This is a genomic window from Achromobacter sp. 2789STDY5608621 (assembly GCF_001299375.1).
Taxonomy (GTDB): domain Bacteria; phylum Pseudomonadota; class Gammaproteobacteria; order Burkholderiales; family Burkholderiaceae_B; genus Achromobacter; species Achromobacter insuavis.
Map to the genome: position 1 here is coordinate 203,515 of NZ_CYTU01000002.1, position 25,594 is coordinate 229,108.

The 25,594-nt window shown below is 66.1% G+C and carries 24 protein-coding genes; 8 read left to right on the forward strand and 16 right to left on the reverse strand.

What is annotated here, in order from left to right; translation table 11 throughout:
• Positions 1 to 52: 52 nt before the first annotated feature.
• From hslO to AOZ53_RS03465, 14 genes are all read right to left on the reverse strand, one after another.
• On the reverse strand, positions 53 to 982 hold the full coding sequence (gene hslO, locus AOZ53_RS03400) for an Hsp33 family molecular chaperone HslO (RefSeq protein ID WP_054429545.1): 930 nt from the start codon (positions 980 to 982) through the stop codon (positions 53 to 55).
• A gap of 86 nt (positions 983 to 1,068) precedes the next feature.
• A complete protein-coding gene (locus tag AOZ53_RS03405; RefSeq protein ID WP_054486843.1) occupies positions 1,069 to 1,590 on the reverse strand; it encodes a gamma carbonic anhydrase family protein in 522 nt (173 codons plus the stop codon).
• Between the two features lie 46 nt (positions 1,591 to 1,636).
• On the reverse strand, positions 1,637 to 3,304 hold the full coding sequence (locus AOZ53_RS03410) for an acyl-CoA synthetase (RefSeq protein WP_054486845.1): 1,668 nt from the start codon (positions 3,302 to 3,304) through the stop codon (positions 1,637 to 1,639).
• A 128-nt stretch (positions 3,305 to 3,432) separates the two neighbouring features.
• Positions 3,433 to 4,305, reverse strand: a complete 873-nt coding sequence (locus AOZ53_RS03415) for a UDP-2,3-diacylglucosamine diphosphatase (RefSeq protein ID WP_116522752.1) — start codon at positions 4,303 to 4,305, stop codon at positions 3,433 to 3,435.
• A gap of 106 nt (positions 4,306 to 4,411) precedes the next feature.
• Positions 4,412 to 5,137, reverse strand: coding sequence for a site-2 protease family protein (locus AOZ53_RS03420; RefSeq protein WP_054429542.1), 726 nt, complete (start codon positions 5,135 to 5,137; stop codon positions 4,412 to 4,414).
• A gap of 3 nt (positions 5,138 to 5,140) precedes the next feature.
• A complete protein-coding gene (locus AOZ53_RS03425; protein ID WP_054479670.1) occupies positions 5,141 to 6,049 on the reverse strand; it encodes a DUF2167 domain-containing protein in 909 nt (302 codons plus the stop codon).
• Between the two features lie 151 nt (positions 6,050 to 6,200).
• The gene (locus AOZ53_RS03430; protein WP_054429540.1) at positions 6,201 to 6,716 is read right to left on the reverse strand and encodes an RDD family protein; all 516 of its coding nucleotides are present in this window, start codon (positions 6,714 to 6,716) and stop codon (positions 6,201 to 6,203) included.
• A 153-nt stretch (positions 6,717 to 6,869) separates the two neighbouring features.
• A complete protein-coding gene (locus AOZ53_RS03435; RefSeq protein WP_006393542.1) occupies positions 6,870 to 7,058 on the reverse strand; it encodes a hypothetical protein in 189 nt (62 codons plus the stop codon).
• A 263-nt stretch (positions 7,059 to 7,321) separates the two neighbouring features.
• Entirely contained in the window at positions 7,322 to 9,178 is a 1,857-nt protein-coding gene (locus tag AOZ53_RS03440; RefSeq protein WP_054486847.1) for a THUMP domain-containing class I SAM-dependent RNA methyltransferase, read from the reverse strand.
• Positions 9,179 to 9,212: 34 nt separating this feature from the next.
• Positions 9,213 to 9,641: a CopD family protein gene (locus tag AOZ53_RS03445; RefSeq protein ID WP_006384749.1), complete on the reverse strand. Its 429-nt coding sequence runs from the start codon at positions 9,639 to 9,641 to the stop codon at positions 9,213 to 9,215.
• Positions 9,642 to 10,119: 478 nt separating this feature from the next.
• Entirely contained in the window at positions 10,120 to 11,571 is a 1,452-nt protein-coding gene (locus tag AOZ53_RS03450; RefSeq protein WP_054486849.1) for a bifunctional 2-methylcitrate dehydratase/aconitate hydratase, read from the reverse strand.
• Between the two features lie 82 nt (positions 11,572 to 11,653).
• A complete protein-coding gene (prpC, locus tag AOZ53_RS03455; RefSeq protein WP_054429537.1) occupies positions 11,654 to 12,859 on the reverse strand; it encodes a bifunctional 2-methylcitrate synthase/citrate synthase in 1,206 nt (401 codons plus the stop codon).
• Between the two features lie 101 nt (positions 12,860 to 12,960).
• The gene (gene prpB / locus AOZ53_RS03460; RefSeq protein ID WP_054429536.1) at positions 12,961 to 13,851 is read right to left on the reverse strand and encodes a methylisocitrate lyase; all 891 of its coding nucleotides are present in this window, start codon (positions 13,849 to 13,851) and stop codon (positions 12,961 to 12,963) included.
• Positions 13,852 to 14,130: 279 nt separating this feature from the next.
• Positions 14,131 to 15,120, reverse strand: a complete 990-nt coding sequence (locus tag AOZ53_RS03465) for a malate dehydrogenase (protein WP_054429535.1) — start codon at positions 15,118 to 15,120, stop codon at positions 14,131 to 14,133.
• 357 nt (positions 15,121 to 15,477) lie between these two features.
• Here AOZ53_RS03465 and AOZ53_RS03470 point away from each other — a divergent pair, with 357 nt between their 5' ends.
• The 8 genes from AOZ53_RS03470 (at position 15,478) to AOZ53_RS03505 (ending at position 22,536) form a co-directional block, all read left to right on the forward strand.
• Positions 15,478 to 16,257 (forward strand): GntR family transcriptional regulator, encoded by a 780-nt coding sequence (locus AOZ53_RS03470; protein ID WP_035360087.1) that lies wholly within the window; start codon positions 15,478 to 15,480, stop codon positions 16,255 to 16,257.
• Positions 16,258 to 16,378: 121 nt separating this feature from the next.
• Positions 16,379 to 16,795: a succinate dehydrogenase, cytochrome b556 subunit gene (gene sdhC / locus AOZ53_RS03475; protein ID WP_006393551.1), complete on the forward strand. Its 417-nt coding sequence runs from the start codon at positions 16,379 to 16,381 to the stop codon at positions 16,793 to 16,795.
• Positions 16,796 to 17,179, forward strand: coding sequence for a succinate dehydrogenase, hydrophobic membrane anchor protein (gene sdhD / locus AOZ53_RS03480; RefSeq protein WP_006393552.1), 384 nt, complete (start codon positions 16,796 to 16,798; stop codon positions 17,177 to 17,179). It abuts the gene before it with no gap.
• A 3-nt stretch (positions 17,180 to 17,182) separates the two neighbouring features.
• Positions 17,183 to 18,961, forward strand: coding sequence for a succinate dehydrogenase flavoprotein subunit (gene sdhA, locus AOZ53_RS03485; protein WP_054429534.1), 1,779 nt, complete (start codon positions 17,183 to 17,185; stop codon positions 18,959 to 18,961).
• A gap of 18 nt (positions 18,962 to 18,979) precedes the next feature.
• Positions 18,980 to 19,696 carry a succinate dehydrogenase iron-sulfur subunit gene (locus tag AOZ53_RS03490; protein WP_006389365.1) on the forward strand — a complete coding sequence of 239 codons (717 nt, stop codon included), beginning with the start codon at positions 18,980 to 18,982 and terminating at the stop codon, positions 19,694 to 19,696.
• 26 nt (positions 19,697 to 19,722) lie between these two features.
• Positions 19,723 to 19,983: a succinate dehydrogenase assembly factor 2 gene (locus AOZ53_RS03495; RefSeq protein ID WP_054429697.1), complete on the forward strand. Its 261-nt coding sequence runs from the start codon at positions 19,723 to 19,725 to the stop codon at positions 19,981 to 19,983.
• Positions 19,984 to 20,002: 19 nt separating this feature from the next.
• On the forward strand, positions 20,003 to 21,313 hold the full coding sequence (locus AOZ53_RS03500; protein WP_006393556.1) for a citrate synthase: 1,311 nt from the start codon (positions 20,003 to 20,005) through the stop codon (positions 21,311 to 21,313).
• A 113-nt stretch (positions 21,314 to 21,426) separates the two neighbouring features.
• On the forward strand, positions 21,427 to 22,536 hold the full coding sequence (locus AOZ53_RS03505; protein ID WP_054478384.1) for a hypothetical protein: 1,110 nt from the start codon (positions 21,427 to 21,429) through the stop codon (positions 22,534 to 22,536).
• A gap of 31 nt (positions 22,537 to 22,567) precedes the next feature.
• Here AOZ53_RS03505 and AOZ53_RS03510 read toward each other — a convergent pair whose 3' ends face one another.
• Together AOZ53_RS03510 and AOZ53_RS03515 are read right to left on the reverse strand one after the other, a co-directional pair.
• On the reverse strand, positions 22,568 to 23,020 hold the full coding sequence (locus tag AOZ53_RS03510) for a DUF2214 family protein (protein ID WP_054486851.1): 453 nt from the start codon (positions 23,018 to 23,020) through the stop codon (positions 22,568 to 22,570).
• Positions 23,021 to 23,170: 150 nt separating this feature from the next.
• Positions 23,171 to 25,468: an NADP-dependent malic enzyme gene (locus AOZ53_RS03515; protein ID WP_054486852.1), complete on the reverse strand. Its 2,298-nt coding sequence runs from the start codon at positions 25,466 to 25,468 to the stop codon at positions 23,171 to 23,173.
• Positions 25,469 to 25,594: the final 126 nt, after the last annotated feature.

Sequence of the window (25,594 nt, forward strand, 5' to 3'; positions counted from 1 at the left end):
CATGACCGCCTGTCGATTCGTACAAGCCGAGGGGCGGGCCCCCGGCGCGGGTTCAATGGACGGTAGGCGGCGCGTCGTCGTTGGCCGGCTGGCTGGCGGTGAACAGCGCGGCGCAATCGACCGCGTCGAAGACGTAGGGCTTGCCGCAGAAGTCGCAGGCCACGTCGACCTGGCCGCGTTCGGCCAGGATGTCGTCGACCTCGACCTGGCCCAGCGAGCGCAGCATGTTGGCCACGCGCTCGCGGGTGCACGGACAGTGCCAGCGCACCGGCAGCGGATCGAACGCCACCAGCGTTTCTTCCCAGAACAGGCGGTGGATCAGGGTGTCGATCTCGGTGGTCAGCAGTTCATCGCGCTTGAGCGTGGTGGCCAGCGCCGTGGCGCGGTCCCAGGTCTCGGTGGCGGCCTGCTCACTGAGCGTCGTCGCATCCGAGCCGCCGTGGTGCGGCAGGCGCTGGATCAGCATGCCGGCGGCATGGTCGGCGTCGGCGCCCAGCCACAGGCGGGTGTCGAGCTGTTCGGAGGCCTTCATGTAGTGCTGCAGGGCCTCGGCGACGGTTTCGCCTTCCAGCGGCACGATGCCCTGGTAGGCCTGCTGGCCGGGCACCTTGTGCTGGGGATCCAGTACCACGATGAAACGGCCGTTGCCGCCGGGGTTCAGCAGGCTCTGCATGTCGCCATCGGCCGGCACGTCGTGGCCCTCGCGCACCTTGACGGTGGCGCGCAGGCTGAGGTCGGAACGGCATTCCACCACCAGCAGGGCGATCGGGCCGTCGCCCTGGATCTGCAGCACCAGCGAGCCGTCGAACTTGATGTTGGCGGCCAGCAGGGTGGAGGCCGCCACCAGTTCGCCCAGCAGGTGGGTGATGGCGGGCGGGTAGTCGTGGTTGGCCTGGACGGCCTTCCAGGTATCCGTGAGGCGCACCGCTTGGACGCGGACGCTGCGGTCTTCGAGGAGGTATTTCTTGAGCTGATCGGTCATGGCGGAATGTTAGCCGATCGGGCGGCCGATTCCCCCTGCCGGCGGCAGGGGTGTAGGCGGTTGCCGGGGTGTCCCCGGCGGCAGGCTCAGGCCAGCCGTTTCAGGGCCGTCTTGTAGTGTTGGCCGCGCGCCACGTAATGGGCGGTGTTCTTGTGCAGATTGGCGATTTCCTCGGCCGACAGCTCGCGCACGATCTTGCCGATGCCGATGACCAGGGAATTGTCCGGAATCACCCGGTCTTCCGGGATGATGGCGCCAGCGCCGATCAGGCAGTTGCGGCCGATCACGGCGTTGTTCAGCACGATCGCCTGCATGCCCACCAGCGCGCCTTCGTGGATGGTGCAGCCATGCAGCATGGCCTGGTGGCCCACGGTGACGTTCGGGCCGATGGTCATGGGACAGCCGGTATCCACGTGCAGCACGCTGCCTTCCTGGATATTGGAGCCGTGGCGAATCAGGATGGCGTCGTTGTCGCCGCGGATCGAGACGTGCGACCAGATGCTGACGCCGGCCTCCAGCGTGACGTTGCCGATGATGTCGGCGCTGTCGGCCATGTAGGCGGCGGGATCGATGCGGGGAATGAGGTCGTCGAGCTGGTAAATGGGCATGCCCTGTCTCCGGGTACGGCGGCGGGTCTCTGCGGACCCGCCCGCGTCATTGGGGCCTGGACGCCTGGGCGCGTTCTTCTTCGCGCTGGCGCAGGATGCGACGCTGGATTTTACCGGTGGTGGTCATGGGCAATTCGTCGACGAATTCGATTTCCTTCGGGTACTCATAGGGCGCCAGGCGCTCGCGCACGTGTTCCTGCAGGTTCTCGATGATGTCGTTGCGGTCGCGCTGGGCGAATTCGGGCGTCAGCACGACATACGCCTTGACCACCGCGCCGCGCTCGGCGTCCGGCTTGGGCACCACCGCGGCATTGGCCACGGCCGGGTGTCCGATCAGGCAGCTTTCGATCTCGCCGGGGCCGATGCGGTAGCCCGACGACTTGAATACGTCGTCGGCGCGGCCGGCGTACCAGAGGTAGCCGTCGGCGTCGATCCGGGCCAGGTCGCCCGTCAGGCACCAGTCGCCCTTGAACTTGGCCTGGGTGGCGGCGTCGTTGCGCCAGTAGCCCAGGAACAGGATCGGGTCGGGAAATCCGTGGATGTCATAGCGATTCACGGCGATCTCGCCGGTTTCTCCGGCCGCCACCGGCTGGCCGGCGTCGTCCAGCACCGCCACGCGATGGCCGGGGTAGGGCCGGCCCATGCTGCCCGCCTTGGCCGGCCAGCGCTTCTGGCTGTTGCCGACCACGTAGTTCATCTCGGTCTGGCCGAACATCTCGTTGGGCGTCACGCCCAGCGCCGAGCGGCACCATTCGAAGACGGTCTCGCCGACGCTTTCGCCGGCGCTCATGATCGACCGCAGGGCCAGCTGGTACTGATTGCGAGGCTCGGGCACGGCCTTCATCATCATCTTCAGCGCGGTCGGGAACAGGAAGGTGTTGGTGACCTGGTAACGCTCCATCAGCTCGAAGGCGCGCTCGACCGAGAAGCGGCCGCGGGTGCCGACGATGGGGTGGCCGAAATACAGCGTCGGCAGCAGCGCGTCCATCATGCCGCCGGTCCAGGCCCAGTCGGCGGGCGACCAGAACACGTCGGCGGGCCGCGGGAACCAGTCCTGCGAGGCCACGAAGCCCGGCAGGTTGCCGATCAGCGCGCTGTGCGGCAGCAGGGCGCCCTTGGGCGCGCCGGTGGTGCCGGAGGTATAGAGCAGGATGGCGGGGTCCGACGAACGCGTCGGCACCGGCTTGAATTCGCTGGGTTGGCGCGCCAGCAGGCTGCGCCAGGGCAGGACGCGCTCGTCGGCGAAGCCGATGCCGATGATCTGTTGCAGGTTGGGGCAGTGGTCGCTGACGGCCAGCAGGTTGGCGCTGGAGGCATGATCGACGATGGCGACGCGGGTTTCCGAATCGCACAGGCGGCTCTGCAGGGCTTCGGGGCCGAACAGCGCCGACAGCGGCAACACCACCGCGCCCACGCTGTAGATGGCCATGTGGGCGACCACGGTCTCCGGGCGTTGCCCCAAAACCACACCGACCCGGTCGCCCCGGCCCACGCCCATCTTCATCAGGCCATTGGCCAGCTGATTGGCGGCCTCGGCCAGCCGCGCATAGGTCCAGACCTCGCGGTTGCCGGCTTCATCTTCGTAGTAGATGGCGATGCGCCGCGCATCCGGACTACTGGATGCCCAGCGGTGGCAGCACGCTTCCGCTATGTTGAACTGGGTGGGAACCAGCCAGCGGAATGTTTGGTAGAGCACCTGATATTGGTCGTTCATGGCCCTATGTTGTAAGCATGTTGCAGCGTGAACGGGTCAGTTTTTGCCCGTTGCCCCAATTGCAAGCATGACCTAGAGGGCCGTGAACTGCAATATCCCCGTTGCGTAACGGGGACGTATAAGGGTTATCACGGGTGTTTGCCCTGGCGGCGTAGCGCCGACGGCAGCGCCGGCAGGGACAGCGAGCGGGGTTTGCGCTGCGCCGGGTCGGCCTGGCGCTCGGCCTGGATCGCGGCCCAGTCCAGCAACTGCAGCTGGCCGTCATGGGTCTCGGCCAGGGCCGACAGGCTTTCCACCCAGTCGCCGTCGTTGCAGTACAGGATGCCGCCGACGTCGCGCAGCTCGGCCTTGTGGATGTGGCCGCAGACCACCCCGTCCAGGCCGCGGCGGCGAGCCTCGCCGGCCAGCGCTTCCTCGAAGTCGGTGATGAACGACACCGCGTTCTTGACCTTGTGCTTGAGGTACTGCGACAGCGACCAGTAATGCAGCCCCATGCGGTGGCGCAGGCGGTTGAAATGGTGGTTGATCCACAGCGCCAGCTGATAGAGGCCATCGCCCAGGTGCGCCAGCCAGCGGCTGTGCTGGATCACGCCGTCGAACTGGTCGCCGTGCAGCACCAGCAGGCGCAGGCCCTTGGCGGTGACGTGCACGTCTTCGTCCAGGATCTCGATGTCGCCGAAGGCGTAGCCGGCGAACTCGCGCGCGAATTCGTCATGGTTGCCGGGGATGAACACCACCCGGGTACCGTTGCGGGCCTTGCGCAGGATGCGCTGGATCACGTCGTTGTGGGCCCGCGGCCAGTGCCAGTGCTTGCGCAGTTGCCAGCCGTCGACGATGTCGCCGACCAGGTACAGGGTGTCGGAATCGTTGTGCTCGAGGAAATCCAGCAGGAACTCCGCCTTGCACCCGGCGGTGCCCAGGTGAATGTCGGAAATCCAGAGAGCGCGCCAGTGCGTGGGGCGGATTTCGTTCACGGTGCTATCCATGGGGGCTGTCGTCATGCCTGGGAATGAAACCATCCCGCGATGACCGTGACATGAAAAAAAAGTGACGCTGTTGTGACGGCCGCGCCCGCTTCGGCGCTGGCGGCCGTCAAACAGGGGAGGTTCAGCCGCGCAGGTGCCCCAGCATGTCGTGCACGTCGTGCGCCATGATCGCCAGCACGCAGACCAGGCCCAGGTAGGCGCAGGTATAGGTCAGCTTGCTTTCCAGCGTGGTGCCGTAATAGGCCTGGTTCTCGGGCAGCGACGGGTCGTACTTGAAGGCCCGCAGCACGTTGGGAAAGGCCAGCACGGCCACCAGGATCAGGATCGGGCTGGGACGCCAGAAGAACAGGGCCACCAGCACCGGCACGCCCACCAGCCAGATGCGCGGCGACAGCACCGCGGTGATGCGGCCGCCGTCGAAGGGCGACAGCGGGATCAGGTTGAACAGGTTGATGAAGAAGCCCGCGTAGGACAGCGCCAGCAGCAGGTCGCTGCCGGTGCTGCGCGCCGCGAAATAGCAGGCCAGCGACGCCACCGTGCCCGCCAGCGGGCCGCCCAGGCCCACGTAGGCCTCGGTGTCGGCGTCGTGCGGCATGTCCTTGAGCTGGATCCAGGCGCCGACGAACGGGATGAAGACCGGCGCGCCCACATCCAGGCCGCGCTGGCGCGCGGCCACGTAGTGGCCCAGCTCATGCACCAGCAGCAACAGCACGAAGCCGGCCGCGTAGCGCCAGCCGAAGACGAAGGCATAGACCGCCACCGACAGCAGCATGGTGCCGCCGGTGGCGAACAGCTTGCCGAACTTCAGGTATTTCAGCCCTGAGAACAGCAGTAGCAGCAGCTTCATCGCTCAGGGCTGTTGCTGTTCGGCCTTCTTGCCGCGAAAGCGCTTCCACAGCCCGCCGCCCAGCGCCGCGGCGGCCAGGATGCCGACCTTGGCGAACTTGGCCAGGAACGCGGCGATCACGGCGAACAGGCCCAGCTTCTTGGCGGCGACGCCCGCGACCAGCGCGGCCAGGCCGTATTCGGCGACCTTGTCGGTGGACGAGTTGAAGTCGGCGTAGCGCTTGCCCTCGACGTACTTCAGGTTGTCCAGCAGGGTCAGCACCGCGGTCTTGTCCTTCGGCACCAGGTTCTTCTGCGTGATCAGGTCCAGCGTGATGTAGCCGTCGCGGCCCAGCGCGTAGGTGTTGTAGTTGACCGTGGGGTTGTCGTTGGCCGCTTCGCCCTTGTGCTTGACGGCGACCGACCAGACCAGGCGCTGGGTGTTGCTGTCGTACTTGGGCGCCTCGACCCAGCCGTCCATGACCAGTTCGGGGAAGCCGCGCTTCTTGCGCTCGACGTTGGACTCTTCGGTGCCGTCGCGCAGGCTGTCCAGCAGTTCGTTGACGTTCCAGTTCTTGGCGTCGTCGTCCTTGATGTAGCCGGCCTTGTCGAAGTTGACGGTGATGACCCAGTCGTCATCGTCGCTCTTGGGCATGACCACGCCCAGCAGCGACGGGTCCTTGCCGTTGCCGTAGGCGGCCATCAGGCGGTCGGCCTGGATGCGCGGCACGAAGAACATCGATTCGGGCAGGTGCACCACGGCCTGGTCGCCCAGCTTCACGTCGGCCGGGCCTTCCTGGGCGGCCGCGTAGGCCGCCTTCATCGCGGCTTCGATCTCCTGTTGTGCGGCGGCGTTCTGGGCCGAGGCGCCGAACGGCAGGAACAGGAGGGCGCTGGCGGCGGCCAGCGACAGGCGGGAAAGGAGTGCGCGCATGATTAGTTATTGGAGCGTCTATGAAAGGGGCCCCATTGTCTTTGCGCGCGACTTTCAACTTTCTGAAAGCCTGCACCAAATTCGCCGCACGATTTTGCCAGTTGTAAGCAGGTATGTTCAGCGCGCGGTCAGCCGTGCGCCACTGCCCGGTTCAACGCGCCTTCTTGCGCTGCGGCGCATTGCGCAGGCGGGTGCCGAGCAGGCGGTCGTGCAGGAACTGGCCGTCCGGGTCGACCCATGACCAGAGGAAGATCGCGAAGGGCGCGGCGACGATGAACATGTCCATCGACGGCCAGCCGGTGGCGATGGCGCCGGCCCACACCAGGGCGGCGCCGGCCAGCACCAGGGGCCAGGCCAGCACGTAACGCAGGATCAGGCGGGGCGTGGACGGCGTCTGGCCATCGCGGTCGACCAGGCGGATGTTCCAGGTCTTCATCGGCAGCGTCTGGCCGCGGCGGCGCCAGCACAGCACGAAATAGGCGCCGATCGCCACGAACAGCCAGGCCTGGCGCAGCGGCCGCAGTTCCAGCGCGTTGCGGCTCTGGGTCAGGGTGTCCATCAGGTAGCCCGCCAGGAAAACCACGCCGAACAGCAGCACGGCTTCGTACATCATGCAGGCGAACCGGCGCAGCCGGTTGGGGGTCTGGTCGAGGGAGGCGTCGGTCATGGGCCGGTATTATCCGACAAAGCCGCCGCCCGTTGGGTTGACGCTTTCCCGGTGCCGACCATAAAAAAAACCCGCCGGTAAGGGCGGGTCTATAAAAGGGGCTATGCAGCCCCCAAGGGGAAATCGTTCAGGCCCGAAGGCCTGGGTCCTGCTTCAGGCGGCGGAGTGCGCGTTCTTGGCGCTCGTCTTGCCAGCCAGGGCACGGACGCCGTGGGCCAGCTTACGCAGGCCCGCGGCCAACGCACGCATCGGGTGCGGGCGGAACTGTTCTTCAATGGCCTGGAGCATCAGTTGACGCTCGAGTTCGTCGGTCAGGCGGATGGTGTTGTTCGGGTTGATCACAATAGCCTCCACGGGCTTGCACTGTTGTTTAGCTACTAGGGATAACCCGAATTATAGGGTTAACCCTGAAACTGTGCAAGCACCTGGTGCGTATCGGCAACACCTTGGTGCTGATGATGCCCCAAATCGGCGCTGCGGGGCACCATAAGCAAAGATACGGGCGCGATGTTGCGGCGCTTTTACAACGCGCGGGCAGCGGGGAAGCAGGGGGAAAAGAGGGGAGCGCCCGGGGGAGAACCGCCCCGGGCGCGGGTGGCAGGGCGTCAGGCGTCGCGGTAGCCGGCGGCGACCAGTTCGAAGCCGAACAGGCGGCAGTCCAGGGCGCCGTTGTGCAGGGGCACACGGCGCTTGGGCTTGAGGCGCATCTGGTTGGGCAAAGTCAGGTCGCTGGTGATGATATGCAGCTGCCAGCCGGCGAAATTGCGCTTCAGGCAGGCGGCCCAGTCGCGCCACAGGTCGGCGTCCTGCTCGGTCGCCATGCGCTCGCCGTAGGGCGGGTTGGTGACGATCCAGCCATGGTCGGCCGGCGCCTGCACTTCGCGGGCGTCGCCCACCTCGAAACGGATGGAGTCGGCGGTGAGCCAGGCGCGCTCGGCGTTGTTGCGGGCGAATTCGACCGCCTGCGGGTCCAGGTCGTAGCCGACCAGCGGCGCGTCCAGCTGCGGCAGGATGCGCGAGCGGGCGTCGTCCTTCAGGTCGCGCCAGCGGTAGGCGTCGTGGCCGCGCAGGCGCTCGAAGCCGAACGGACGCGAGATGCCGGGAGGCACGCCCAGCGCGATCCAGGCGGCCTCGATCAGGATGGTGCCCGAACCGCAGAACGGGTCCAGCAGCGGCGCGGCCGGGTCCCAGCCCGCCAGCGCCAGCATGCCGGCGGCCAGGTTCTCGCGCAGCGGCGCGTCGCCCTTGTCCAGGCGCCAGCCGCGCTTGAACAGCGATTCACCCGAGGTGTCCAGGTACAGCGTGGCGGTGTGGCCGGTCAGGAACAGGTGCACGCGCGCGTCGGGGCGGACCGTGTCGATGCTGGGGCGTTCGCCTTCCAGCTCGCGCAGGCGGTCGCAGATGCCGTCCTTGGCGCGCAGGTTGCAGTACTGCAGGCTCTGCACCGGGCTCTTGATCGCCGAGGTGTCGACGCGCAGCGTCTGCTCGGCACCGAACCAGCGTTCCCAGGGCGTGTCGCGGGCCAGGTCGAGGATGTCGTCTTCGTGCGAGATCTCGGCGTGGGCGACCTGCACCAGGATGCGGGTGGCCAGGCGCGAATACAGGTTGGCGCGCTGCACGCCGGCCCAGTCGGCGGTGAAGGAGCAGCCGGCGCGGCCGGCTTCGGCGTCGTCGTAGCCCAGGGCCTGCATTTCGGCGGTCAGGGCTTCCTCCAGGCCCTGCGGGCAGGGGGCGAAGACCTTGAAACGCTCGGCCTGGCGCGGCTCGCGCGGGCGGCGTTCGCGGATCTCGACGGCGGGCGCGTGGTCGCGCGGCGCGTCGGCGTCGCGGGCCGCGCCGGCGTCGATCGGCGCGTCGTCGTCGTAATCGGGTTCCGGCGCGAATTCGGGCGCGGGGCCGTCGTCCTCGAACGGATCGTAGAAGCGGCCGGCGGGCGTCGCCGGGGCGATGTACTGGTCGTCCAGGCGCGGCGCGCGCTGCGGCGTGCGGCCCGATCGCGGCGCCGGCGCGGCGTCGCGGCGCGGGCGGTCGTCACGCGCGTCATCGCCACGGCGGGGGCGGTCGCTGCGCGGGCTATCGCCACTCCGCGGGCTGTCATTGCGGGGGCCGTCGCCACGGCGCGGACTGTCGCTGCGGGGACCGTCGCCACGACGCGGACTGTCGCTGCGGGGACCGTCGCCGCGGCGCGGATTGTCGCCGCGAGGGCCATCGCCACGGCGCGGGCCATCGCCGCGTTCACGGTCGTCCGGCCGGCGCGCGGCGCGGGCGGCGGCCTGGCGCTGCTGGTAGCCCTCGGGGTCCTTCTGGCGCTCGACGTTGTCCTTGGCGCGCTCGTTCTGGGCGACCAGGCGGGCACGGGCGCCGGTGCGCACGCGCTTGGGCGCGGCTTCGGCATGCGCGTCGCGCGCGGTCTTCTTGATCGTCAGCGTCTTGCGCGGGCGGTCCTGGTCATCAGCGGACATACGAATCCTGGCGAATGTGCAAAGGTAGGGGGAATCAGAAGGGTTTGACGACGACCAGCGCCACCACCACCAAGAGCAGCAAGACGGGAACTTCGTTGAACCAGCGATAGAACTTGTGCGAACGGGTGTTCTTGCCCTGTTCGAATTTTCGCAGCATGACGCCACAGGCGTGATGGTAGCCGATGACGAGCAGGACGAAAAAGAGCTTGGCGTGCATCCAGCCGTTGCCGGGGCCGACGCCGATGCCGTAACCCAGGTACAGCCACATGCCTAGCGCCACGGCGACGACCGCCAGGATGGTGGTGAAGCGGTAGAGGCGGCGCGCCATGCCGAGCAGGGTGACCTGCACGGCCGAATCCGATTGCTGGGCCAGGTTCACGAAGATGCGGGGCAGGTAGAACAGGCCGGCGAACCAGGAGGCGATGAAGACGATGTGGAAGGTTTTTACCCAGAGCATGGACATGGTGGGGTTCGGTCTCTGTTTCTTGGGGAAGGGAGATTGTAATGGGCGGGTGGTTCTTCGTAGGTCGCCCGTCGCGGCGGCGGATTTGGGGGCGGGCGCCCACGATTGCGGTCCGGAGCGTTCGCTCCGGACTTGCCTAGGCGGCCCCCCCCTGCGTCATCCTCGTCCTCGCCTTCGGCGACTCCTTCGGATTCCCTCGGGCGCATCGAGGTTGCCCGCCCCCAAATCCGCCGCCGCGACGGGCTACGGGTTTCGAGAAATGGTGCGCTGCCAGAGCGGTGGGGTTCTGGAGAGGTTTGCGGGGCCCGTCAAGACCGGCCGCGCGGGCGGCCGGTCTTGACGTACGTGGTGGTTTGCGTCGGGAGGGTGTTCGCTGCGCGGTGGTGGGGAGGTGCTTGCTTGGCTCGCAGTTGCGGGGGAGGGAGAAAAGCGGCCCCGGACGGTTTTGCCGTCACGGGGCCGTGAGTAGTTCGTCGCCTCAGATCACATACAAGTCGATGTACTCGTGGACCGGCATCGTTTCCAGCTTTTTCTGGTCCAGCGAGGCTTCCAGGATGCGGGACTGTTGGCGGGCGGGGAAGATGCGGGCGAGGTTGGTGCGGAACTTGGCTTCGAGCAGGGGGATGCCGTCGGCGCGGCGGCGCTTGTGGCCGATGGGGTATTCGCAGACGACCTCGTCGAGCTGGGTGCCGTCGGTGAACCTGACGGTGAGGGCGTTGGCGATGGAGCGCTTGTCGGGGTCGTGGTAGTCGCGGGTGTAGGCCGGGTCCTCGACGCAGGTGATCTTGTCGCGCAGGACGTCAATGCGCGGGTCGGCGGCGACGTCGTCCTCGTAGTCGGCGGCGGTGAGGCGGCCGAACAGGAGCGGGACGGCGACCATGTACTGGATGCAGTGGTCGCGGTCGGCGGGGTTGTTCAGCGGGCCCTTCTTGTCGATGATGCGGATGCACGCCTCGTGGGTGCGGATGGTGATGCTGGCGATGTCGTCGGTGGACTTGCCCAGGGACTTGAGGCGGTCATGGAGCTGCATGGCGCACTCGACCGCGGTCTGCGAGTGGAACTCGGCCGGGAACGAGATCTTGAACAGCACGTTTTCTATGACGTAGCTGCCGTAGGGGCGCTGGAACCTGAACGGCTGGCCCTTGAACAGCACGTCGTAGAAGCCCCAGGTCTTGGCCGACAGCACCGAGGGGTAGCCCATCTCGCCGGTGCGGGCGATCAGCGCCAGGCGCACGGCGCGGCTGGTGGCGTCGCCGGCGGCCCAGCTCTTGCGGCTGCCGGTGTTGGGGGCGTGGCGATAGGTGCGCAGGCTCTGGCCGTCGACCCAGGCCAGCGAGACGGCGTTGATGACTTCGTCGCGGGTGAGGCCCAGCATCTGCGCCACCACGGCGGTGGATGCCACCTTGACCAGCACCACGTGGTCCAGGCCGACCTTGTTGAAGGAGTTTTCCAGCGCGATGCAGCCCTGGATCTCGTGCGCCTTGATCATGCCGGTCAGCACGGCGCGCATGGTCAGCGGCGGCTTGCCGGCGGCGACGGCGGTGCGCGACAGCCAGTCGGCGGTGGCGAGGATGCCGCCCAGGTTGTCGGACGGGTGGCCCCATTCGGCGGCCAGCCAGGTGTCGTTGAAATCGAGCCAGCGGATCATCGCGCCGATGTTGAACGCGGCCTGCACGGGGTCCAGCTGGAATTGGGTGCCGGGCACCTTGGCGCCGTGCGGGACGACGGTGCCGGGGACGACGGGGCCCAGCAGCTTGCGGCACGCCGGATATTCCAACGCTTCCAGGCCGCAGCCGAGGGTGTCGATCAGGCAGTTGCGAGCGGTCTCGTAGGCCAGGCCGCTCTGGATTTCATAGTTCAGTACGTAGTCGGCGATATCGACCAGGACCTGGTCGGGCTCGGGACGGACGTTGGAGATCGGGGCAGACATTTGGTACCTCTCCTGAGTGTTTACAGGCGGCACTGGGCCCGCGCGGCGCGGGGAATGGCGTCGGCAGGCCCATGTCGTCGTCTTACTTGCGCTTGTCGATCGGCACGAACTTCTGATCTTCCGGACCGACGTAGTTGGCGGTCGGGCGGATGATCTTGTTGTCGACGCGCTGCTCGATGATGTGGGCCGACCAGCCCGCCGTGCGCGCGATCACGAACAGCGGAGTGAACATGGCGGTGGGCACGCCCATCATGTGGTAGCTGACGGCCGAGAACCAGTCCAGGTTGGGGAACATCTTCTTGATGTCCCACATGACCGTCTCAAGGCGTTCGGCGATGTCGAACATCTTGGTGCTGCCGGCCTTCTTGGACAGCTTCTTGGCCACTTCCTTGATGACCTTGTTGCGCGGGTCGGACACGGTGTAGACCGGGTGGCCGAAGCCGATGATGACCTCCTTGGCCTCGACGCGGCGGCGGATGTCGGCCTCGGCTTCGTCGGGCGTCTCGTAGCGCTTCTGCACGTCGAAGGCGACCTCGTTGGCGCCGCCGTGCTTGGGGCCGCGCAGCGCGCCGATGGCGCCGGTGATGGCCGAGAACATGTCCGACCCGGTGCCGGCGATGACGCGGGCGGTGAAGGTCGAGGCGTTGAACTCGTGCTCGGCGTACAGGTTCAGCGAGATGTGCATCGCCTTGACCCACTCGTCGCTGGGCTTCTCGCCATGCAGCAGGTGCAGGAAGTGGCCGCCGATGCTGTCATCGTCGGTCTGCACGTCGATCACGCGGCCGTTGTGGCTGTAGTGGTACCAGTAGAGCAGGGCCGAGCCCAGGTTGGCCATCAGGCGGTCGGCGATGTCGCGCGCGCCGGGCAGGTTGTGGTCGTCCTTCTCGGGCAGCACGCAGCCGAGCACCGAGACGGCCGTGCGCATCACGTCCATCGGGTGGCTGGCGGCGGGCAGCGCTTCGAGCGCGTCCTGCAGTTGCACCGGCAGGCCGCGCAGCGAGCGCAGCTTTTCCTTGTAGGCCTTCAGTTCGGCCTTGTTGGGCAGCTTGCCGTGCACCAGCAGGTGGGCGATTTCCTCGAACTCGCTGGTATGGGCGATGTCCAGGATGTCGTAGCCGCGGTAGTGCAGGTCATTGCCGCTGCGGCCGACCGTACACAGCGCGGTGTTGCCGGCGACCACGCCGGACAGCGCGACCGATTTCTTGGGCTTGAAGCCGGCCTTTTCTTCGGGCTTGGCATCCGGGGTGGCGTCCGTCTTGGCTGCTTGCTTCTTGGGAGCCGTGCTCATGTCTCTACTCCTTTCCTTTCGCGGTGGTCGATGCAATGCAATGCAATGGGGGAAGCGTGGCGCCGCGGGTTCGCCGTGGCGCCGGATACGGTGGCAAGCGCTCAGGCCTTGCCCTTCTGGAACAGGGCGTCCAGGCGCGATTCGAATTCGTGGTAGCCGATGCGGTCGTACAGTTCCTCGCGCGTCTGCATCAGGTCGACCACGTTCTTCTGGTGGCCGTCGCGGCGGATCGCGGTGTAGACGGCCTCGGCGGCCTTGTTCATGGCGCGGAAGGCCGACAGCGGGTAGAGCACCATGCCCACGCCCACGCTCTTGAGCTCTTCCACCGAGAACAGCGGCGTCTTGCCGAATTCGGTGATGTTGGCCAGCACCGGCACGTTGACGGCCTTGACGAAGCGGTCGTAGGTCGGCAGGTCGTAGGCGGCTTCGGCGAAGATGGCGTCGGCGCCGGCTTCGACGCAGGCCAGGGCGCGCTCGATGGCGGCGTCCACGCCGTGCGAGGCGATGGCGTCGGTGCGCGCGATCAGGTAGAAGTCGCTGTCGGTGCGGGCGTCGGCCGCGGCCTTGACGCGGTCGGCCATTTCCTCGGTGCTGACGATTTCCTTGCCCGGACGGTGGCCGCAGCGCTTGGCGCCGACCTGGTCCTCGATGTGGCAGGCGGCGGCGCCGAACTTGATCAGGCTCTTGACGGTGCGGGCGATGTTGAACGCCGACGGACCGAAGCCGGTGTCGATGTCGACCAGCAGCGGCACGTCGCAGACGTCGGTGATGCGGCGCACGTCCGTCAGCACGTCGTCCATGGTGTTGATGCCCAGGTCGGGCAGGCCCAGCGAACCCGCCGCCACGCCGCCGCCCGAGAGATAGATGGCGCGGTAGCCGGCGCGCTTGGCCAGCAGGGCGTGGTTGGCGTTGATGGCGCCGATGATCTGCAGCGGGCTTTCTTCGGCGAGCGCGCGGCGGAACTGGGCGCCGGCGGATTCGGGTCTGGACATGAGGGGTCTCCGTTATAGAGGGCCGGGTGTCGTGACGTTGCCCCGGCTGGGATGGCTGGGTCTGCGGGCCCGCGGCGAGTGTGGCCGTGCCGGATCGGGTTCCGGCGCCTGGCCACGACCTTACCGCGGTCGCGGAACGTAAATCTGTCCCCTTCGCGACAATTCATTGCGCGGGCGCAAAGAGACAGGTTTGCGTTCCGCGGATGGCGCGTCTGTCGATGCGCCGTCCGCTTGCGAATTGGGCCCGCGTCAACGGGCCCAATTCTGCTTGATGACTGCTTACTTCAGCAGGTCCTTGACGCCGTCGCGCTCTTCGAGGAGCTCTTTCAGCGTGAAGTCCAGGCGCTCACGCGAGAAGGCGTCGATTTCCAGGCCTTCGACGCGCTTGTATTCGCCGTTTTCGGTCGTGACCGGCACGCCGTAGATGATGCCTTCGGGGATGCCGTAGGAGCCATCCGACGGGATGCCCATGGTGACCCACTTGCCGTTGCTGCCCAGGACCCAGTCACGCACGTGGTCGATGGCGGCGTTGGCGGCCGAGGCGGCCGACGACAGGCCACGGGCCTCGATGATGGCGGCGCCGCGCTTGCCCACGGTGGGGATGAACGTGTCGCGGTTCCAGGCGTCGTCGTTGATCAGCTTGGACAGCGATTCGCCGCCGACGGTGGCGAAGCGGAAGTCGGGGTACATGGTGGGCGAGTGGTTGCCCCACACGACCAGCTTCTCGATGTCGGCCACGGCCTTGCCCGACTTGGCGGCCAGTTGCGACAGGGCGCGGTTGTGGTCCAGGCGCAGCATGGCGGTGAAGTTCTTGGCCGGCAGGTCCGGCGCCGACTTCATGGCGATGTAGGCGTTGGTGTTGGCCGGGTTGCCGACCACCAGGACCTTGACGTTGCGGCTGGCGACGTCGTTCAGGGCCTTGCCCTGCGCCGTGAAGATCTGGGCGTTGACCGACAGCAGGTCCTTGCGTTCCATGCCGGGGCCGCGCGGGCGGGCGCCGACCAGCAGGGCCACGTCCGCGTCCTTGAACGCCGTGCGCGGATCGCTGTGGGCGGTGACTTCCTGCAGCAGCGGGAAGGCGCAGTCATCCAGTTCCATGATGACGCCCTTCAGGGCCTTTTGCGCTTTCTCGTCGGGGATTTCGAGCAGTTGCAGAATGACGGGCTGATCTTTGCCCAGCATTTCGCCCGAGGCGATGCGGAACAGCAGGGCGTAACCGATTTGGCCGGCGGCGCCGGTGACGGCGACACGCAAGGCAGGCTTAGACATGGACGTTCTCCGTAATGGTGTGGCGAGAAAATAATCTCACCAATCAGTGTAATCCGTTGAGCGGCGAAGACCGTCCGCGCGCGAGGGGCGGCCCGGTTGCCGGACAGACAGAAATCCTAGAACTAATTTACGGGTGCGTCAATTGATCTTATATCTTATATAAGACATAAGACGTTGGACAGCGCCACCCCCGATATGCCACAATAGAGCGTTTGTTCGAATGCGCCGCAGCACCGCCGGCTGCGCGCCTGTATCAGGCCAGAACACCGGCAACGCAGCAGCGCATGCGAATGGAAACCGCATCGTTTGCGCTGCCTTTCCATTCTCCGGATGAACATGACACTTCCAAGACGATCCATGGCAGACCCCCGGCCCGAAACTCCCCTACGCACACGCGCCGCCCGTCCGACGGGCGAGGGGGCCGCTTTCAGTCCGCTGTACCGCCAGATCAAGGACCTGCTCGTGCAGAGCCTGGACCGCGGCGAATGGAAGCCCGGCGAACTCATCCCCAGCGAAATCGATCTGGCCGCCCGTTTCCAGGTGAGCCAGGGCACGGTGCGCAAGGCGGTCGATGAGCTGGCCGCCGAACACTTGCTGCTGCGTCGCCAGGGCAAGGGCACCTTCGTCGCCACCCACCATGAAGCCCGCGTGCGCTACCGTTTCCTGCGCCTGGCCCCCGATGAAGAGGGCGAGGCCGTGCGGGCGGAAAGCCGCATCCTCGAGTGCCGCCGCCTGCGCGCGCCGGCCGAGATCGCGCGCGCGCTCGACCTGCGCGCCGGCGAAACCGTGATCTCGATCCGCCGGCTGCTGTGCATGGGGCAGGTGCCCACCGTGCTGGACGACATCTGGCTGCCCGGATCGATCTTCCGCGGCCTCACCCAGGAGCTGCTGACCGCCAACAAGGCGCCGCTCTATGGCCTGTTTGAATCCGAGTTCGGCGTGAGCATGGTGCGCGCGGACGAAAAGCTGCGCGCCGTGGCGGCGCCGGCCGAAGTCTGTACGCTGCTTAATGTTGCCGCCGGCGCGCCGTTGTTGCAGGTGGATCGCGTGTCGTACACGTATGGTGACCGCCCCATGGAAATTCGCCGGGGCTTGTACTTGACCGATCGCTACCACTACCGCAATAGTCTGAATTGATGAGCTTTTTATCTACGATTTGATACCAACCCGATCTCTGGGCGAAAATACCGTGTTTGCCCGCAAGGGCCACGGCATTAGCGCCGTCACGATTCCCTAGTTCCGAAACACCGAGGCCGTCATGTCCGACACCGCTGCCAAGCCACGTCCGCAGTTTCGCAATATTGGGCTTGCCCAAGTTGCGTTCTCCTATCGCCTGCCCCTGGCCGGCAAGCTGTCCATCCTGCACCGCATCAGCGGCATATTGCTGTTCCTCTGTTTGCCCTTGGTCATCGTTCCGCTGTTCGCAGCGAGCGTGGCCGCGCCGCAGTCGTTCGCATGGATCGCTTCCATCGCGGCCAACCCGATCGTCAAGCTTGTCTTCCTGGTCCTGATCTGGGGCTACCTGCACCACTTCTGTGCTGGCATCCGCTACCTGCTGCTGGACCTGCACCTGGGTATCGACAAGCTGTCGGCCAAGAAAAGCGCCGGCGTGGTCTTCGGTGTCAGCCTGGCGCTGACGCTGGTGTTCGGTCTCAAACTGTTCGGAGTGCTGTAAATGGCCGCCGCTAAAAACTACGGACCCAAGCGCCTGGTCGTCGGCGCCCATTACGGCGTCATGGACTTCATCATCCAGCGCATCACCGCCGTCATCATGGCCGTGTACACGCTGGTGCTGCTCATCGGCATCCTGACGATGCCCGCCTTCACGTACGAACACTGGGTCAAGCTGTTCAATTTCTACGTGGGCTTCATTCCGGTTGGCCAGATCCTGGCCTCCCTTGCCTTCTTTGCGTTGGCCTGGCATGCCTGGATTGGCGTGCGCGACATCTGGATGGACTACGTCAAGCCGGTGGGCCTGCGCCTGCTGCTGCAAGTGCTGACGATCCTCTGGTTGATCGGTACGGTCGTTTACTTCGCGCAAATCCTCTGGAGCATCTAAGCCGTGGTCTCTGTCCTGAAATCCTTGCCGCGCCGCCAGTTTGATGTGGTGGTCGTTGGCGCCGGCGGAGCCGGCATGCGTTGTTCGCTGCAACTGTCCCAAGCGGGCCTGTCCGTTGCAGTGCTGTCCAAGGTGTTCCCCACGCGTTCGCACACCGTGGCCGCGCAAGGCGGCGTGAGCGCCTCGCTGGGCAACATGAGCGAAGACAACTGGTACTGGCACATGTACGACACCGTCAAGGGTTCGGACTGGCTGGGCGACCAGGACGCCATCGAATTCATGTGCCGCGAAGCCCCGAACGCCGTGTACGAGCTCGAGCACTTCGGCATGCCGTTCGACCGCAACCCCGATGGCACCATCTACCAGCGTCCGTTCGGCGGCCACACCGCCAACTTCGGTGAAAAGCCGGTCCAGCGCGCCTGTGCCGCTGCCGACCGCACCGGTCACGCGCTGCTGCACACCCTGTACCAGCGCAACGTTGCCGCCCGCACCCAGTTCTTCGTCGAATGGATGGCGCTGGACCTGCTGCGCAACGAAGCTGGCGACGTCGTGGGCGTGACCGCCCTCGAAATGGAAACCGGCGAGATCTACATCCTGGAAGCCAAGACCACGGTGCTGGCCACCGGCGGCGCCGGCCGTATCTGGGCCGCTTCCACCAACGCCTTCATCAACACCGGTGACGGCCTGGGCATGGCCGCCCGCGCGGGCATCCCGCTGCAGGACATGGAATTCTGGCAATTCCACCCGACCGGCGTGGCCGGCGCCGGCGTGCTGATCACCGAAGGCGTGCGCGGCGAAGGCGGCATCCTGCTGAACAAGGATGGCGAACGCTTCATGGAGCGCTACGCGCCCACGCTGAAGGATCTGGCCCCGCGTGACTTCGTGTCGCGCTCGATGGACCAGGAAATCAAGGAAGGCCGCGGTTGCGGTCCGGACGGCAGCTACGTGGTGCTCAAGCTCGATCACCTCGGCGCCGACGTCATCAACAAGCGCCTGCCCTCGATCCGCGAAATCGCCATCAAGTTCGGCAACGTCGACCCGATCAAGGAACCGATCCCCGTCGTTCCGACCATCCACTACCAGATGGGCGGCATCCCGGCCAACTACCACGGCCAGGTGCTGACGCGCGAAAACGGCGAGAACAAGATCGTCAACGGCCTGTACGCCATCGGCGAATGCGCCGCGGTGTCGGTGCACGGCGCCAACCGCCTGGGCACCAACTCGCTGCTGGACCTGATCGTGTTCGGCCGCGCCACCGGCAACCACATCGTCAATTCGCATCCGGAACGCCAGCACGCGCACCAGCCCGTGCCGCAGCAGGCCGTCGAATTCTCGCTGGATCGCGTCAACAAGCTGGAATCGCGCACCTCGGGCGAGAAGACCCAGGACATCGGCAACGCCATCCGCTTCTCGATGCAGCGCCACTGCGGCGTGTTCCGCACGCTGGAGCTGCTGAACGAAGGCGTGACCCAGATCGAAGACCTGGCCAAGCAAGCCGACAACATCTACTTCAAGGACAAGTCCAAGGTGTTCAACACCGCGCGCGTCGAGGCGCTGGAACTGGCCAACATGACCGAAGTGGCCCGCGCCACGATCAAGTCGGCCGCCAACCGCACCGAAAGCCGCGGCGCCCATGCGCTGGACGACCACCCGACCCGCGACGACGAGAACTGGCTCAAGCACACCCTGTGGTACTCCGAAGGCAGCCGCCTGGATTACAAGCCTGTGCAGATGAAGCCGCTGACGGTCGAGTCCTTCCCGCCCAAGGCGCGTACCTTCTAAGTCCGGATAGAGCCTACTATGAGCACCAAGAGAATCGTCAAGTTCGAAATCTACCGCTACGATCCGGACAAGGACGAGCGCCCGTACATGCAGAAGCTGGAAGTCGAACTCCAGCCCACCGACAAGATGCTGCTCGATGCGCTGGTGCGCATCAAGAACGACGTCGATGACAGCCTGGCCCTGCGCCGCTCGTGCCGTGAAGGCGTGTGCGGTTCGGACGCCATGAACATCAACGGCAAGAACGGCCTGGCCTGCACGACGAACCTGCGCGAGCTGAAGGAACCGATCGTGCTGCGCCCGCTGCCGGGCCTGCCCGTGATCCGCGACCTGATCGTGGACATGACGCACTTCTTCAACCAGTACCACTCGATCCGCCCGTACCTCATCAACGACACGCCGCCGCCCGAGAAAGAGCGCCTGCAGTCGCCCGAGGCGCGCGAAGAGCTGGACGGCCTGTACGAGTGCATCCTGTGCGCGTGCTGTTCCACTTCCTGCCCGTCCTTCTGGTGGAATCCGGACAAGTTCGTCGGCCCCGCCGGCCTGCTGCAAGCCTACCGCTTCATCGCCGACAGCCGCGACGAAGCCACCGGCGAGCGTCTGGACAACCTGGAAGACCCGTACCGCCTGTTCCGTTGCCATACCATCATGAACTGCGTCGACGTCTGTCCCAAGGGGCTGAACCCGACCAAGGCCATTGGCAAGATCAAGGAACTGATGGTCCGTCGCACGGTCTAGTAGTTTGGTGTATTTAAGGTGTAATGATGAGCAGGCTTACTGAACTGGAACGGGCGCGTCTGCGTTGGCGGGCGCGCCGGGGCCTGCTCGAAAACGACTTGATCATCACCCGGTATCTCGACGCCCACGAGGCCGAGCTTACCGACGATGACGTGACGGCATTGACGCAGCTCTTCGAGTTGGGAGACAACGATCTTCTCGACCTGCTGCTGGCCCGCAAGGAACTCGAGGGCGAACTCGACACGCCCCGACTCCGCGGCATCATCGGCCAGATGCGGTCGCTCTGATTAATTGAGAGGAAAAAACATGAACCTGTCTGACAAAAAAGCCACTCTGTCCTTCTCGGACGGCAGCGCACCCATTGAGTTCCCTGTTTACAAGGGTACGGTCGGTCCGGATGTGATCGACATCCGCAAGCTGTACGGCCAGACGGGCATGTTCACGTTTGACCCCGGCTTCATGTCGACCGCCGCCTGCGAATCGGGCATCACCTACATCGACGGCGACAAGGGCGAGCTGCTGTACCGCGGCTACCCGATCGAGCAGCTGGCCGTCAATTGCGACTTCATGGACATCTGCTACCTGATCCTGAACGGCGAACTGCCGAACCAGGAACAGAAGGCCGACTTCGATTCGCAAGTGACCCATCACACGATGGTCAACGAACAGCTGCACTTCTTCCTGCGCGGCTTCCGTCGCGACGCCCACCCGATGGCCGTCCTGACGGGCCTGGTGGGCGCGCTGTCGGCGTTCTACCACGACTCGACCGACATCACGAACCCGCAACACCGTCACATCTCGGCCATCCGCCTGATCGCCAAGATGCCGACGCTGGTCGCGATGGCGTACAAGTACTCGCAAGGCCAACCGTTCATCTACCCGCAGAACGACCTGTCCTACACGGGCAACTTCCTGCGCATGATGTTCGCCACGCCGTGCGAAGACTACAAGGTCAACGAAGTCGTCGAGCGCGCGCTCGACCGCATCTTCATCCTGCACGCCGACCACGAGCAGAACGCCTCGACCTCCACGGTCCGCCTGTGCGGTTCGTCGGGCACCAACCCGTTCGCCGCCATTTCGGCCGGCGTGGCTTGCCTGTGGGGCCCGGCTCACGGCGGCGCCAACGAAGCTTGCCTGCAGATGCTGGAAGAGCTGCAAGCCAACGGCGGCATCGCCAAGGTCGGCGAGTTCATGGAGAAGGTCAAGGACAAGAACTCGGGCGTGCGCCTGATGGGCTTTGGCCACCGCGTCTACAAGAACTACGACCCGCGCGCCAAGCTGATGCAGGAAACGTGCAAGGAAGTGCTCTCGGCCCTGGGCCTGGAAAACGACCCGCTGTTCAAGCTGGCCATGGAACTGGAACGCATCGCCCTGTCGGATCCTTACTTCGTGCAGCGCAAGCTGTACCCGAACGTGGACTTCTACTCGGGTATCGTCCAGCGCGCCATCGGCATCCCGACCTCGCTGTTCACGGCCATCTTCGCGCTGGCCCGCACGGTGGGCTGGATCGCCCAGTGGAACGAAATGCTGTCGGATCCCGATTACAAGATCGGCCGTCCGCGCCAGCTGTTCACCGGTTCGGTCACGCGCGACGTGCCCCCGATGGACAAGCGTTGATACGCTGCCTGGCTTGAACAAGAAACCGCCTTCGGGCGGTTTTTTGTTGCCCGCTCGCGCCGCCGTCGAGCGCGCCGTCGCGGCCGGGCGCTTTGGCGTTTATCATCCTTGCCATGATTCCGATAGCACTGCCCTCCGCGGGCTTCTATATCTTCGTTTCCCTGGGCTTCCTGGCGGGGCTTATCCTGCTTGGCTGGGCGCTGGTGCTGGTCGCCAGCGGCGGCGCGCGCCGCACGGTGCGCAAGTACTGGAAGACCTCCAGCCTGCTGTTCGTGGTGCTGGCGGTTCCCTTTGCCTTCTATGCCTGGGTCCAGGCGGTGATCTGGCAGGTGGAGCGCGAAGGCGATCGCGCCGAGGCCGCCCGCAATGTCACCCTCGCGGCGACGACCACGGTGGGCGGCATTGCCATGCCGGCCGGCACGCGCCTGAAGCTGCAGGACGAGGGGCAACTGGAGACCTACGTCGAGGCCGAGTTCCCGCGGCCGGTGGCCATGTACGGCGTGCAGGCGACGAGCGCGCGGCGCTATCTCGACGCCGAGTACGACAGCGAGACCTACGCGCTGCGCGGCCGGCATCCGCGCACCGTCCTGCTGCGGGGCGCCGGCAGCCAGGCGGTGCAGGGCTGGCAGTGCGACGCCACCCAGGACATCGAGTTCGACGTGATGCAGGATGGCGCCATGAAGGCGCTGAACACGTGCGTGCTGGGCCCGGGCAACCGGGTCGATGCGCTCGATCTTGCGCCCGGCTCCATCGTGTATGGATCGGGCGGCACCGTCTATACCGATGGCTCGCGCGACCCGGACCAATGGCGCATCGAGGTCAAGGATCCGGTGGCGGTCAAGGTGTTCGGATTGCCGTTGAGCGAGCCCCGGCTCTACCTCGATGGCGAGCGGCGCCTGCTGCGTGTCAGCGATGCCGAATTGGCCTGCCCGACGACCTTTGGCGGCGTCCGCTACGCCGCCGGCACGCAGGTCCAGACCATGCGGCGCGGCCGCGGCGATGGCCGCGAGCCGTTCCCGGGCGTGCTGGTGCTGAGTCCGTGGAATGGCGACGTCGCCAGGCGCGACGGCCAGGCCGACGTGCCCGAGGGCATGTCGGTGAGGCAGACGCTGTCGGGCGAGGTCATCGACGTGGTCAAGAACGACGCCGTGGGCGTGTTCCACTTCGCCACCATCATCGTGGGCGACGACGCGCCCCAGCCGACCCGCGCGCGCTGCCCCTGAGCCGGGCGGGCCGCGCGGGTCGTGGCGCGCGTTACGCGCCGATGCCGCGCGCCATCAGCACGGCGAACAGCGGCAGGAAGATGAACAGGTGCGATTCGATCATCACCCAGCGGCGCGCGCGCTTGATCTGCGCGGCGTCCGGCACGAAGGCGGGCTGCTGGCGCGCCTGTTTCGCCCAGCGCAGGAAGGCCAGCGTGGGCGGGGCCGAACAGAGGCCGATGATGACGAACAGCGTGATCTTGGCGTGGAACCACGGGTTGCCCATGTAGAACGCGGCGCCCTTGACGCCCAGGGTCAGGCGCAGCACGCCGGTGACCAGCACCAGGATCGCGCTGAGCAGATAGAGGCGGTCATAGACCACCAGGCGCTTGAGCGTGGCCGGCGTCAGGTCGGGGCGCAGCAGCACTGCTTCGGCGGTCAGCACCACCACCAGCACGAAGATGGCCAGGAAGTGAAACCAGGCCAGGAAGGCGTCGAGCAACATAGGGTCGGGCTCCGGTAGGGAAGGGGTCGAGGGGAGTCTCTGCCCCGTTTTTACCATTCGCCCGTCGCCACGCACTATCGCGCCATCAAGCCGCACAAAAAAAAGGACGCCCCGTGGGGCGTCCCTTGCGTGCCGATCAGCGCAATGCGATCAACGGCGCTTCTTGGCGGCCTCGGCGGCTTCCTGCTGCGCATCGACCACGGCCAGGGCGGTCATGTTGACGATGCGGCGCACGGTGGCGCTGGTCGTCAGGATGTGCACCGGACGCGCGGCGCCCAGCAGGATCGGGCCCATCGCGACGCCATTGCTGCCGGTCATCTTCAGCATGTTGTACGTGATGTTGCCGGTGTCCAGCGTCGGCATGACCAGCAGGTTGGCCGGACCCTTCAGGGTGCTGTCCGGGTAGGCCTGCACGCGGATCTTTTCCGACAGGGCGGCGTCGGCGTGCATTTCGCCGTCCACTTCCAGGTCGGGCGCGCGGTCCTGCACCAGCTGGCGCGCGGCGGCCATCTTGCGCGACGATTCCGTGACGCGGCTGCCGAAGTTCGAGTGCGACAGCAGGGCGATCTTGGGCACCACGCCGAAACGCAGCATCTCGTCGGCGGCCTGGATGGTGATGTTGGCGACTTCCTCGGCCGACGGGTTCTCGTTGACGTGGGTGTCGGTGACGAACAGCGTCTGGTCGGGCAGCATCAGCACGTTCAGGGCGGCGTAGGTCTGGCCTTCCTTCCTGCCGATGATCTCGTCGATGTACTTGAGCTGGTTGTCGTACTTGCTGGCCACGCCGCACAGCAGCGCGTCGGCGTCGCCTCGGCGCAGCAGCATCGCGCCGATCAGCGTGTTGTGCTTGCGGATCATCGCCTTGGCGATGGCCGGGGTCACGCCCTCGCGGCCCTTGAGCTGGTAGTACGCGTTCCAGGTTTCGTTGAAGCGGCTGTCGTCTTCGGGATCGACGATCTCGAAGTGCTGGCCGGCGACCAGGCGCAGGCCGAACTTCTTGATGCGCATCTCGATCACGGACGGGCGGCCGATCAGGATCGGGAACGCCAGCTTTTCGTCGGCCACGGTCTGCACCGCGCGCAGCACGCGCTCGTCTTCGCCGTCGGCGTAGATGACGCGCTTGGGCGCCTTCTTGGCCTGGGCGAACAGCGGGCGCATCAGCTGGCCCGAGTGGTAGACGAAGCCCATCAGCTTCTGGCGGTAGGCCTCGATGTCCTCGATCGGACGGGCGGCCACGCCGGAGTCGGCGGCGGCCTGGGCCACGGCCGGGGCGATCTGGACGATCAGGCGCGGGTCGAACGGCTTCGGGATGATGTAGTCGGGACCGAACGACAGTTCCTGGCCGGCGTAGGCGCGGGCCACTTCGTCGTTCTGTTCGGCTTGCGCCAGTTCGGCGATGGCCTTGACGCACGCCAGCTTCATTTCCTCGGTGATGCGCGAGGCGCCGGCATCCATGGCGCCGCGGAAGATGAAGGGGAAGCACAGCACGTTGTTGACCTGGTTCGGGTAGTCCGAACGGCCGGTGGCGATGATGCAGTCGGGGCGGGCGGCCTTGGCGATTTCCGGGCGGATTTCCGGTTCCGGGTTGGCCAGCGCCAGGATCAGCGGACGGTCGGCCATGGTCTTGACCATGTCGGCGGTCAGCACGCCGGCGGTCGAGCAGCCCAGGAACACGTCGGCGCCGTTGACCACGTCGGCCAGCGTGCGCGCGTCGGTCTTCTGCGCGTAGCGCTTCTTGTTGGCTTCCATGTTTTCATCGCGGCCTTCCCAGATCACGCCGCGCGAATCCACCACGTAGATGTTCTCGCGCTTGACGCCCAGGTGCACCAGCAGGTCCAGGCAGGCGATGGCGGCCGCGCCGGCGCCCGAGCAGGCCAGCTTGACCGTGCCGATGTCCTTGCCCACGACCTTCAGGCCGTTCAGGATGGCGGCCGACGAGATGATGGCGGTGCCGTGCTGGTCATCGTGGAAGACGGGGATCTTCATGCGCTCGCGCAGCTTCTTCTCGATGTAGAAGCACTCGGGCGCCTTGATGTCCTCGAGGTTGACGCCGCCGAGCGTGGGCTCGAGCGCGGCGATGATGTCGACCAGCTTGTCGGGGTCGTTCTCGGCCAGTTCGATGTCGAACACGTCGATGCCGGCGAACTTCTTGAACAGGCAGCCCTTGCCTTCCATGACCGGCTTGGCGGCCAGCGGACCGATGTTGCCCAGGCCCAGCACGGCGGTGCCGTTGGTGATCACGCCAACGAGGTTGCCGCGCGAAGTGTACTTGGAGGCGGCGTCGTCGCCCTGGTCGAAGATGGCCATGCACGCGGCGGCCACGCCGGGCGAGTACGCCAGCGACAGGTCGTCCTGGTTGGCGAGGGTCTTGGTCGGGGTGACCGAGATTTTGCCGGGGGTGGGATAGGCGTGGTAATCCAACGCCAGCTTGGTGAGGGTTTCGTCCATGGGATATAGCCTTTTCGGCGCTAACTGTAGGTAAAAAACGGAAAGCAAAAAGCGGGCTCGCGGCCCGCCGTATTCTTTGGGAAATGCTTAGGGAACACCCGTATTTCAACAGAAAGCGGCGCGAAT